The organism is Streptomyces arenae (assembly GCF_022343545.1).
Taxonomy (GTDB): Bacteria; Actinomycetota; Actinomycetes; order Streptomycetales; family Streptomycetaceae; genus Streptomyces; species Streptomyces humi.
Window position 1 is genome coordinate 64,849 of sequence record NZ_JAKQYH010000012.1, and the last position, 10,738, is coordinate 75,586.

The 10,738-nt window shown below is 72.8% G+C and carries 11 protein-coding genes and 1 pseudogene; 5 read left to right on the forward strand and 7 right to left on the reverse strand.

The window, feature by feature from the left end:
- Positions 1-52: 52 nt before the first annotated feature.
- Both recX and recA read right to left on the reverse strand, forming a co-directional pair.
- Positions 53-859, reverse strand: coding sequence for a recombination regulator RecX (gene recX, locus MB828_RS06490; protein ID WP_301647317.1), 807 nt, complete (start codon positions 857-859; stop codon positions 53-55).
- 4 nt (positions 860-863) lie between these two features.
- Positions 864-1,994, reverse strand: coding sequence for a recombinase RecA (gene recA, locus MB828_RS06495; RefSeq protein ID WP_133028162.1), 1,131 nt, complete (start codon positions 1,992-1,994; stop codon positions 864-866).
- A gap of 449 nt (positions 1,995-2,443) precedes the next feature.
- Here recA and MB828_RS06500 point away from each other — a divergent pair, with 449 nt between their 5' ends.
- From MB828_RS06500 to MB828_RS06515, 4 genes are all read left to right on the forward strand, one after another.
- A complete protein-coding gene (locus MB828_RS06500; RefSeq protein WP_301647318.1) occupies positions 2,444-2,719 on the forward strand; it encodes a polyprenyl synthetase in 276 nt (91 codons plus the stop codon).
- Positions 2,712-3,764: a polyprenyl synthetase family protein gene (locus MB828_RS06505; RefSeq protein ID WP_301647319.1), complete on the forward strand. Its 1,053-nt coding sequence runs from the start codon at positions 2,712-2,714 to the stop codon at positions 3,762-3,764. The genes MB828_RS06500 and MB828_RS06505 overlap by 8 nt, the downstream gene beginning before the upstream one ends.
- Positions 3,765-3,911: 147 nt before the next feature.
- Complete coding sequence (locus MB828_RS06510) at positions 3,912-5,072, forward strand: oxygenase MpaB family protein (RefSeq protein WP_301647320.1); 1,161 nt, start codon at positions 3,912-3,914, stop codon at positions 5,070-5,072.
- A gap of 162 nt (positions 5,073-5,234) precedes the next feature.
- A complete protein-coding gene (locus MB828_RS06515) occupies positions 5,235-6,026 on the forward strand; it encodes a hypothetical protein (RefSeq protein WP_301647321.1) in 792 nt (263 codons plus the stop codon).
- Between the two features lie 49 nt (positions 6,027-6,075).
- Here MB828_RS06515 and MB828_RS06520 read toward each other — a convergent pair whose 3' ends face one another.
- Both MB828_RS06520 and MB828_RS06525 read right to left on the reverse strand, forming a co-directional pair.
- Complete coding sequence (locus MB828_RS06520; RefSeq protein WP_301647322.1) at positions 6,076-7,329, reverse strand: AI-2E family transporter; 1,254 nt, start codon at positions 7,327-7,329, stop codon at positions 6,076-6,078.
- A 60-nt stretch (positions 7,330-7,389) separates the two neighbouring features.
- Positions 7,390-7,587: a DUF3046 domain-containing protein gene (locus tag MB828_RS06525; RefSeq protein ID WP_133028168.1), complete on the reverse strand. Its 198-nt coding sequence runs from the start codon at positions 7,585-7,587 to the stop codon at positions 7,390-7,392.
- Between the two features lie 80 nt (positions 7,588-7,667).
- On the opposite strand from MB828_RS06525, the gene MB828_RS06530 reads away from it, so the two are divergent.
- Entirely contained in the window at positions 7,668-8,612 is a 945-nt protein-coding gene (locus MB828_RS06530) for a hypothetical protein (RefSeq protein ID WP_301647323.1), read from the forward strand.
- A 146-nt stretch (positions 8,613-8,758) separates the two neighbouring features.
- On the opposite strand, the gene MB828_RS06535 is transcribed toward MB828_RS06530, so the two are convergent.
- The 3 genes and pseudogenes from MB828_RS06535 to MB828_RS06545 all read right to left on the reverse strand — a co-directional run bounded on the left by MB828_RS06535 (position 8,759) and on the right by MB828_RS06545 (position 10,672).
- Positions 8,759-9,067 carry an AzlD domain-containing protein gene (locus tag MB828_RS06535; RefSeq protein WP_301647324.1) on the reverse strand — a complete coding sequence of 103 codons (309 nt, stop codon included), beginning with the start codon at positions 9,065-9,067 and terminating at the stop codon, positions 8,759-8,761.
- Complete coding sequence (locus MB828_RS06540) at positions 9,064-9,810, reverse strand: AzlC family ABC transporter permease (RefSeq protein ID WP_301647325.1); 747 nt, start codon at positions 9,808-9,810, stop codon at positions 9,064-9,066. The genes MB828_RS06535 and MB828_RS06540 overlap by 4 nt, the downstream gene beginning before the upstream one ends.
- Positions 9,711-10,672, reverse strand: a pseudogene (locus MB828_RS06545) (AraC family transcriptional regulator). The gene MB828_RS06540 and the pseudogene MB828_RS06545 overlap by 100 nt, the downstream one beginning before the upstream one ends.
- Positions 10,673-10,738: the final 66 nt, after the last annotated feature.

The window sequence follows — 10,738 nt, forward strand, 5'->3', positions numbered from 1 at the left end:
TCGGTCCGCCACCGGGACCGCTCACCACCACAGTTGACGGTGTGTCAACGGGTCAGAGGTCCCCGTCCGTCAGGAACTCCGTGTCCTCGCCCTCCTCCTCCAGCGCCTGCCGGACCACCCTGAGAGCCATGCCCTCGGAGTACCCCTTGCGGGCGAGCATGCCGGCGAGGCGACGGATGCGTTTGTCGCGGTCGAGGCCCCGGGTGGAGCGGAGTTTGCGGGCGACGAGTTCACGGGCCGTCTCCTCCTCCTGCTCGGAGTCGAGCCGGCCGACGGCGTCGTCGATGAGCGTCGAGTCGACGCCCTTGGTACGCAGTTCCCTGGCGAGTGCCCGCCGGGCCAGTCCCCGGCCGTGGTGCCGGGACTCGACCCAGGCGTCGGCGAACGCGCTGTCGTTGATCAGCCCGACCTCCTCGAACCGTGACAGCACCTCCTCGGCGACCTCGTCCGGGATCTCCCGCTTGCGCAGGGCGTCCGCGAGCTGCTTGCGGGTGCGCGGGGTCCCGGTGAGCAGGCGCAGACAGATCGCCCGCGCCCGCTCAGCCGGGTCCGCTGGAGGCTCCCCCTGCTCGGCCCTCGACAAGGAGGAGGAGCCCCCGTTCTCACCGGACGGCTCCCCGAAGCCGCGCCGGCGGCGTGCTCCGGGCCTGCGCGGGTCACGGCCGGGTGATCCATGACCGCGGCGCCCGTCCGAACCGTCGTACGTGCCTTCCTCGTGTGCGCCTTCCTCGTACGAGCCGTCACTCCCCCGAGCCTGCTCGCCACCCCCGGCGGAGCCCGAGTCGCCCCAGGCGCCCCTCCCCCGTGGGGCACCTGGGGACGTGTACTCGTGGTCGGCCCAGTCGGTTCGTCGTGTCACGGCGTCAGCTCTTGGCGGTGGCGGCCTTGGGCTTGGTGGCCTTGGCGGCCGCCGGGGCGGGCACCGTCTTCGCCGCGTCGTCCGTGGCCGCGGTGGTGACCGCCGCGTCCGCGCCCGGCTCGGCCGCGGGCTCCTCCGGGCGGACGCCGACGCCCAGCTTCTCCTTGATCTTCTTCTCGATCTCGTTGGCCAGGTCGGGGTTGTCCTTGAGGAAGTTGCGGGCGTTCTCCTTGCCCTGGCCGAGCTGGTCGCCCTCGTACGTGTACCAGGCGCCGGCCTTGCGGACGAACCCGTGCTCCACGCCCATGTCGATCAGGCCGCCCTCGCGGCTGATGCCCTGGCCGTAGAGGATGTCGAACTCGGCCTGCTTGAAGGGCGGCGCGACCTTGTTCTTGACGACCTTCACGCGGGTGCGGTTGCCGACCGCCTCGGTGCCGTCCTTGAGGGTCTCGATGCGGCGGATGTCGATACGCACCGAGGCGTAGAACTTCAGCGCCCGGCCACCGGTCGTGGTCTCCGGGGAGCCGAACATCACGCCGATCTTCTCGCGGAGCTGGTTGATGAAGATCGCGGTGGTCTTGGACTGGTTGAGCGCGCTGGTGATCTTCCGCAGCGCCTGGCTCATCAGCCGGGCCTGCAGACCCACGTGGCTGTCGCCCATCTCGCCCTCGATCTCCGCGCGCGGGACGAGCGCGGCGACGGAGTCGATGACGATGAGGTCGAGGGCGCCGGAGCGGACCAGCATGTCCACGATCTCTAGGGCCTGCTCGCCGTTGTCGGGCTGGGAGAGGATCAGGTTGTCGATGTCGACGCCGAGCTTCTTGGCGTACTCGGGGTCAAGGGCGTGCTCCGCGTCCACGAACGCGACCTGGCCGCCGTTCTTCTGGGCGTTGGCCACGGCGTGCAGGGTCAGGGTCGTCTTACCGGAGGACTCCGGTCCGTAGATCTCCACGACACGCCCACGCGGCAGGCCGCCGACACCGAGGGCGACGTCGAGCGCGGTCGAGCCGGTCGAGATGACCTCGATGGGCTCGTTGGCCCGCTCGCCCATGCGCATGACAGCGCCCTTGCCGAACTGCCGTTCAATCTGTGCGAGTGCGGCGTCGAGCGCCTTCTCGCGGTCGGTTCCTGCCATGGGTTCCACCCGGTTTGCTTGAGTCGATCGCTTCACGTCAAAGACGCTAACGCCTGCCACTGACAATGCGCCCCGACGCCGGTCCAGCCTGTGGATAACTAGGGGACATCTCCACCGAAACCATGTCGAACTGCCGCTGGGAACCCCATCGGAAGCCTCGCCGGAGCATCCATAAGAATGGATGTTCGATTTTCATGTCAAGCGCACCACGCGGCACTTCCCTACTTCCCCGCACGGCACTCATCCACCCCGCACGGCGGCCCTCGAGCAGGTCTTCGGGGTGACTGAAGCGGGTTCGGAGACCGCGCCGCACCGCCCGCGATCCGCACGGTCCGGCGAAGGGGTCACCCGATCGTGAGTTTCCGCATGACCGGGCCCGCCGGGCCGCGATGCTCGAAGAGGCGGCCGGTGAGCGGCGCCGCCCCTGTGTGCCATGAGTGGGAGAGCGCATGACACGTGAGACGGGACGACGCGGCCTGGACGAACAGGCCGTACTGCTGGCGGCGGGGCTGGCCGATCTGGCGGTGAGCACCCTGGGTACCGCCTTCGGGACGGTACGGGGGCTGTTGCGCCGCTCGGACGCCGGCGCGCTGGCCGCGGAGGCCGAGCACGACCTCGCCGCGCGGGGCCGGCTGGCCCTGGACCGGTACACCACCGTGCCCCCGGCACATCTGGAGATCCTGGCCCGGCACGCCCTCGCCCGGCGGACCACCGGCGATGACTGACCGCTGGGATCCGGGCACCTTCAAGCACCGCGTCGACGCCGTGCTGCGCCGGTTCGTCGCCGAGGAGGCCGGCCTGTTCGCGGCGGTCGACCCGCTGCTCGGCCCGGTGGCCGAGCAGCTGGAGGCGGCCGTGGCGGACGGCAAACGGCTGCGGGCGGCGTTCTGCTACTGGGGCTGGCGCGCGGCGGGTCAGCCCGACAGCGACGCGCTGGTGCGGGCGGCGGCCTCCATGGAACTCGTGCACGCCGCCGCCGTCGTGCACGACGACCTCATCGACGACAGCCCGCTGCGGCACGGGCGCCCCACGGCACACCTCGCCCTGCGTGCCGCCCTGCGGGACCACCCGGACGCCGACGGCACCGCGCGGTGGCTGGCGATGCTGGTGGGCGACCTGCTGATGTCGCTGGCCGGACAGTCGTTCGCGACCTGCGGTCTGCCGGCCGCATACCTGGCCCGGGCCCGTCCCCTGTGGTCGGTGCTGGCACGGGAGCTGATCGCGGGCGAGTGCCTGGAGATCCTGCGCACCGGGGCCGGTCCGGACACCCAGACCTCGCTGAAGGTCATCCGCTACAAGACCGCCAAGTACACCGTCGAGCAGCCCTTGCTGATCGGCGGCGTGTTGGCGGGGGCCGGCGGGCGGCTGCGCGAGGGGTACTCCGCGTACGGGCTGCCGCTGGGCGAGGCGTTCCAGCTCCGCGACGACCTGCTGGGTCTGTTCGGGGCACCGGAGCACACCGGCAAGGCCAACACCGACGACGTGCGCGGCCGACGGCCCACGGCCCTGCTCGCGGAGACCTGGCGGCTGGCCCGCGCCGCCGACCGGGAGCGGCTGGCCACCCTGCTCGGCAGCGATGACCTGGACGCGGACGGTCTGGACGCGGTCCGCGAGGTGATGTGCCGGCTCGGCGCACCCGAACGGATCGAGGCCATGATCGGCGTGCGCGTCACGGAGGCGCTCGACGCCCTCCGCGCACTGGACGTACCGGCCCCCGCCACCACCGCCCTGACCGCGCTGGCCCACTCGGCCACGGTCCGCCTGTCCTGACACCCGCCCGCGCGGCCACCGAAGGCACCCCGCGACGACCGCGCCGACCGCGACCGCGACCGCCGACTAGCGACCGTCGACCGCCGACTAGGGACCCGCGCCCCGCGACCTGCGACCTGCGACCTGCGAAGACAAGGAGCCCCTGCCGTGATGCACACCGAGGCCTCGATGGACGCCCTGCGGGACGCCGGTGACGAACTCGCCGACGCCACGGTCGCCACGCTCTTCGAGCGCGGGGAGGTGGGCACGTTCAACACGCTGATGCGCCATGTCTCCACGGCGGGCACCCCGCTGCCGGACGGACTGCCCGACGTCGCGCGGGAGTACCTGGAGGCCACCCGGGTGCCGCCGGCCTGGGTGGACTGGGGTGAGATGGAGAAGGCCCGGCTGTTCTTCATCGACAACAACGTGCACATCTCGACCGCGCTGTCCTTCGCCTCCATGCCCGCCTGCTACGTCGTACCGCGGGTGGCGAAACTGCTGTCGGCCACGCACGGGCTGAGCTACCCCTCCAAGCGCATGGCGGAGACCGGCCAGTTCACCGTCTACCTGATGCGGCCCGACGCCTTCGAGGCGGGCAGCCGCTTCATCCCCGCCGCCCAGAAGGTACGCCTGCTGCACGCCTCCATCCGGCATCACCTCAGGCGGGAGGCCCGCTGGGACACCGCGGCGCTCGGCACCCCGATCTGCCAGGAGGACATGATCGGCGGCCAGATGTTCTTCTCGCTGCTGGTCCTGGACAGCCTGCACCGGCTCGGCGTCCACCTGTCCACGGAGGGCGCGGAGGCGTACTACTACGCGTGGCGGGTGGTCGGCGCCATGCTCGGCGTCGACCAGGACGCGGTCCCCGGGACGCTCGACGAGGCACGCGCCTTCCTGGACCTGTACATGGTCCGGTACATGGGCCCCTCGGAGGAGGGCGCGCACCTCACCCGGCAGCTCATCGACCTCTACGAGGAGGTCGTCCCCGGCACCTTCTTCGACCCGGTCGTCTCGGCCCTGATCCGCCACCTGGTCGGCGACACCTGCGCGGACTGGCTCGAGGTGCCGCGGACCCCGTGGGACACCGTCGTCAAGGCCGTACCGCACCTCCTCGGGGTCCTGGAGACCATCGAGGACCGCTCCCCGCTGGGCGCCTGGGCCCTGGACCGTCTCGGCCACCTCACCACGGTCCTCGAGCTGTCCTCCCTCACCCGTGGCCGCGTCATGCACTACGCCATTCCCGAGCACCTCAGGAAGGACTACGGCGTCTCCGGCGCGGTGCCCTGCACCCGGCGGTGGACTCCGCCGGCCGCCACGGTCTCCTGACCGCTCCCCGCTCCCCGCTCCCAGCCCCCTGCTCCCTCGCTCCCAGCCCCCTGCTCCCCCGCTCCCTGCTCCCTGCTTCCTGGTCCCTGCTTCCCCGGGCGTACGGCGGGTGTCTCCGGCCGGACGACGACCGAGCGGCCGGCCTCCCGGGAGGCTGGTCACATGCCCTCAGCCGTGCGGACGACGACCCGCAAGCCACCGCCGCGTCCCCTGGCCGGGGTCCGGCCCGCCGAGCGTCTCTGTCACGCGACCGGTGCGCTCCTCATCCTCTCCGGCCTGGCGCATCTGGCGGTGTTCGCGGTGGACGGCGGCCCCTGGTACGGGCCGGTCTCCTGGCGCAAGCCCGTCACGTTCGGGCTCTCCTTCGGGCTGACCCTGATCGCGGTCACCTGGGTCACCTCGTACCTGAGGCTCGGGGAGCGGCTGCGGACCGTACTGCTCCTGGTGTTCGCCGCCGACTGTGTGGTGGAGGTCGGCGGGATCACCGTGCAGGCGTGGCGGCGGGTGCCCTCGCATCTCGACCTGGCGACACCGTTCGACACGGCGGTGTCGATGACCCTCGCGGTGGGCGGCGGGGTGCTGGTGGTGCTGCTGAGCGTCTTCGCGGTGGTGTCCTTCCGGCGGCGGCCCGCCGGTCCGGTGGGCATGGCTCTCGCGGTGCGCGCCGGGTTCGCGATCCTGCTGGTGGCGCTGGCCTCGGGGGCCGCGATGATCGCGCGCGGGGTGGTGCTCGCCCGCACCGGACACCAGGAGGCGGCGTACGCCTCGACGGCGCCGCTGAAGCCGCTGCACGGGGTCAGCCTGCACGCGGTGCTGGTCCTGCCCGCCGTGGCCTGGCTGCTGTCCCGGACCGCCTGGAGCGAACGGGCGCGACGGCGGGTGATGGCCGCGGCGGTCGGCTGCTACGCGGTCGCGGTCGCGGCGGCCGGAGCGTGGGCCGTGTTCACCTACTGACCGCGGCGGTCGCGAGCTGCTGGTGAGGGTGTCACCGGGCGGGCGGCCGTCAGGACGGGGTCTCCTCGGGTTCCTCGGCCGGCCGCTGCCATATGAGGCGTCGCGCGCGGGTGAGCAGGCCCGGGCCGCCGGGGCCGCGGCGGCGGTGCCCGTGCACCCGGGGGTCGTCCGTGACGTCGTACCGCTTCACGTAGGCGCCCAGGAACGCCTGGAGGGTGGCGACCGCCGGGATGGCGATCAGCGCGCCGACGGCGCCGAGGAGCGCGGTGCCGGCGATGACCGAGCCGAAGGCGACCGCCGGGTGGATGTCGACGGACTTGGAGGTCAGCTTGGGTTGCAGCATGTAGTTCTCGAACTGCTGGTAGATCACGACGAACACCAGCACCCACACCGCGTACAGGGGGTTGACGGTGAACGCGATCAGCATCGGCAGCGCGCCCGCGAGGTAGGTGCCGATGGTCGGGATGAACTGCGAGACCAGACCCACCCAGACACCCAGGACGGGCGCGTAGGGCACGCCGAGGGCCTCCAGCAGGATGTAGTGGGCGATGCCGGAGATCAGCGCCATCACACCGCGCGAGTAGAGGTAGCCGCCGGTCTTGTCGACGGCGATCTCCCAGGCCCGCAGCACCTCGGCCTGGCGGGCGGGCGGCAGGACGGAGCACAGGGTGCGGCGCAGCCGGGGGCCGTCGGCGGCGAAGTAGAAGGCGAACAGCGCGATCGTCAGCAGCTGGAACAGACCACCGAGCACCTGCCCGGACACGTCGAGGACACCGGCCGCGCTGTTCTGCGCGTACTTGCGCAGCCAGTCGGAGTGCAGCAGCCCCTCCTGGACGTCGACCCGTCGCACATGGGTGTGGAACGTCTCGTTGACCCAGTTGATGACGGAGTCCAGGTAGTCCGGGAAGCCCTCGACCATCTTGATGATCTGACCGGCCAGCATCGAGCCGAGCAGGGTGACGAACCCCGCGACGGCGATCGCGAGGCCGAGGAAGACCAGGAAGGTCGCGAAGCCGCGGCGCATGCCCCGGGAGGCCATCCAGCTCACCGCGGGCTCGATGGCGAGCGCCAGGAAGAACGCGATGAGGATGTTGATCAGCAGTCCGGTGAGCTGGTGGAAGGCCCAGCTGCCCAGCTGGAAGGAGGCGATGAGGGCGAGCGCCAGCACCATGGCGCGCGGCAGCCAGCGCGGCATGCGGGCGCCCGTCGGCGCGGTGCCGGCGGCCGGGGGTGCGGCGGGCGGCGTCGTGCCGTGCGGGGGTGTGTCCTGGGCGGTGCGCCCGTCGTCGTCAGTGGGTGCCACGGTGCAAGTCTCGCCCACGCCACCGACAACGCGTGGCCCGTATCCGATCTCCGTGCACGGTCAGCGCCTCTCGCCCGGAACGTTCATGACGGTGCAGACCACGCGCCACACGTCCTTGGCGTCCCAGCCGGCGTCCAGCGCCTCGTGCACGGTCAGTCCGCCGAGCTCCGTCATCACATGATCGCGCGCGAAGGTGTCGGCGTACCCGGACGAACCGAAGTGTTCCGCCATCCGCTGCCAGAAGACCGTCAACCGCATGACACCAGTATCCCGCCCCTGAGAGTGGGCCCTGCCCGGGAGCGCTTGCCGAGACCGCTTTCCGCCCTACGGTCTTTCGCATGGCCGAAACCGGAGCTTCCCCACTCCCCCCTGCGCCCCCGGCGCGCTCCCCCCTGTTCCGCGCCGAGCAGTTCGTCTGGCTCACCGCGCGCGTACTGGAGCAGCGTCTCTTCGCGTACCACTTCCTGAACGGCGGACCCGATCCGGTGGAGACGGCGCTGGACGCCTACCGCAACGAGGACGGCGGGTACGGCCACGCGCTGGAGCCCGACCTGCGCGGACCCGTGAGCCAGCCTCTGCACACGGCGCATGCGCTGCGTGTCCTGGACGCGGTCGGACGCTGCGGCGGACAGCGGGTGGAGCGCGTGTGCCGGTACCTGACGTCCGTCTCCACGTCCGACGGGGCGCTGCCCGCGGTCCACCCGAGCCAGCGCGGCTACCCGGCGGCGCCGTTCGTCCCGATCGTGGACGACCCGCCCAGTGAACTCCTCGCCACCGGTCCGGTGGTCGGCCTGCTGCACCGCAACGAGGTGTGGCACGCCTGGCTGTTCCGGGCGACCGACTTCTGCTGGCAGGCCGTGGAGTCCCTGGAGAAATCGCATCCCTACGAGGTCGAGGCCGCGGTCGCCTTCCTGGACGCGGTGCCCGACCGCTCGCGCGCGGAGGCCGCCGCCGACCGGCTGGGCCGCCTCGTGCGCGAGCAGCGGCTGGCCGCGCTGGACCCGGGCCGCCTCGGCGCGTACCCGGTCGCGCCCGGCTACGCGCCGGGCGAGCACCACTTCCCGCACGACTTCGCGAAGTCCCCGCGGTCGCTCGCGCGCGGATGGTTCACCGACGAGGAGATGGCCCGGTCGCTGGACTTCCTCGCGGCCGAGCAGGCGGCGGACGGCGGCTGGCCGATCCGGTGGCGGCAGTGGGCACCGGCCGCCGCCCTGGAGGCCCGCCCGATGGTGACGATCGAGGCCCTGCGCACACTGGAGGCGTACGGCCGCCACACGGGGTGACGACCGTCTCGCCTCACGGGGTGACGACCGTCTCGCCCCCGGAATGCCGGGCGTCTCGGCCCCACGGGGTGCCTGACGCTCACCCCCCGGGGTGCCGGACGCTCACCCCCCGGGTGCCGGACGCTCACCCCCCGGGTGCCGGACGCTCACCCCGTCACGGCGCGCAGCCCCGCCGTGACCACCACGGCGACGCCCACGACGACCAGGAAGGGCGCGCGCAGCAGCAGCGCCACGGCGGCCGCCCCGAGCCCTGCGGCGCGGGCGTCCAGCACGAGCGCGTGCCCGTCGGCGAAGGTCTGCTGGGCCGTGAGGGCGGCGAGCAGGGCCACCGGGAGCAGCGCGGCCAGCCGGCGGACCACCGGACGCTCCAGGATGCCCGCGGGCACCAGCAGTCCGGCGAGTTTGACGACGTAGCAGCCGACGGCGGTCGCGCCGATCGCGATCCAGAAGTTCACCGGGTCTCCTCGGATGCGTCGTCGCGGGTACGACCGGACCTGCGGCCGGAGACGAACAGGGCGGCCGGCGCCGCGAGCGCGGCCACCAGGACCGGTACCCCGGCGGGCAGCACGGGCAGCAGGCCGAGTCCGAGCAGTACCGCGACGGCGGCCACCGCGCGGTCGGTGGTGGTCTTCAGCATGGGGGCGAGCAACGCCAGGAAGACGGCGGGTCCGGCCGCGTCCAGGCCCCAGGCGTCGGTGTTCCCGACGGCCTTGGCGCCGAGCGCGCCGAGCAGGGTGGTGAGGTTCCACAGCACGTACAGGCTGAGCCCGGTGACCGTGAACCCGATCCGGGCGGCGCGCCGCGTCGGCTGGGCGAGGGTCACCGCGGTGGTCTCGTCGATCACCCACTGGGCGGCGAACGGCCGCACCGCGCGCGGGAGTGCCAGCACCTGGGAGAGCCGCAGCCCGTAGAACGCGTTGCGCACCCCGAGGAAGAAGGCGCCGGCCGCCGCGGTGAGCGGGTTGCCGCCTGCCGCGAGCGCGCCGACCAGGGCGAACTGGGAGGCGCCGGTGAACACCAGGAGGCTGAGCGCGCAGGTCTGGAGCAGGCCGAGCCCGCTGCCGGCCGAGGTCACCCCGAAGGCGAACCCGGACAGTCCTACGGCGACGCCCACCCCGAGGGCGTCACGGACGACGGCGGAGTCCGGCTTCGGGCCGCCGTCGCCGCGTATGTCTGCGAGTGATGTCTGATGTGCCACACCCGGAACGCTACGGCCGCCCTGGCCGCGCGTCTTGTACGTTCTTGCGCTCGCGCTGGTAGGCGCCCGGCGGGACACCGACGATCCGGGCGAAGTGGCGGTTGAGGTGCGGCTGGTCGGTGAAGCCGACGGCGACGGCCGCGTCGGCGGGGGCCGTGCCCGCGTCGAGGAGCAGCCGGGCCCGCCGCACCCGGGCGTCGGTCAGCCAGGTGTGCGGGGGCATGCCGTAGGCGTCGCGGAACGCCCGCAGCAGCGCGAAGGGGCTGGTGCCGAGGTCCGCGGCGAGCCGCTCCAGGGTCGGCGGCCCGGCCATCCGGTCCTCCAGCACGGCACGCGCGCGGGCGGCGAGCCGGGCACCGGCGGTGCGGACCTGCCGCTGCGGCAGCGGGCCGCCGTTCAGGCGCAGCAGCCGGGTCACCGCGACGCGCAGCAGGGTGTCGGCGGCGAGCGCGTTGCCCTCGTCGGCGGCGCGCAGCACCCGGTGCACCAGGGCGACGGCGTACGGGTCGTCGAGCACCGGACTGACGAAGCCGGGGGTGCCCCGGATCGGGGTGGTCTCGGCGGCGATCGCGGCCACCAGCTCGGGCGCCGGGTAGACCGCCCCGTACCGCCAGCCCTCGGGCACCCCGGCCCGGCCGGTGTGCGCGGTGTCGGGGTTGACGAGCGCGAGCGCCCCGGCTCCGACGGTGACGTCCGCGCCCCGGTGCCGGAAGACCTCGACCCCGTCCGCGATCCCGGCGATCACGAAGTGCTCGTGGGTGTGCCGGACAAACGTCTTGCGGACGTACCGGGCCCGGAGCAGATCGACGTCGGGCAGCGCCTCGTACCGCCAGTGCCGAGCCCGCTCGCCCAATCCGCTCATACGACCATTGTCAGCCCCCCCCCCACCCTCGCCCTGCCCGCCCCACACCCACCCTCGCCCTGCCCC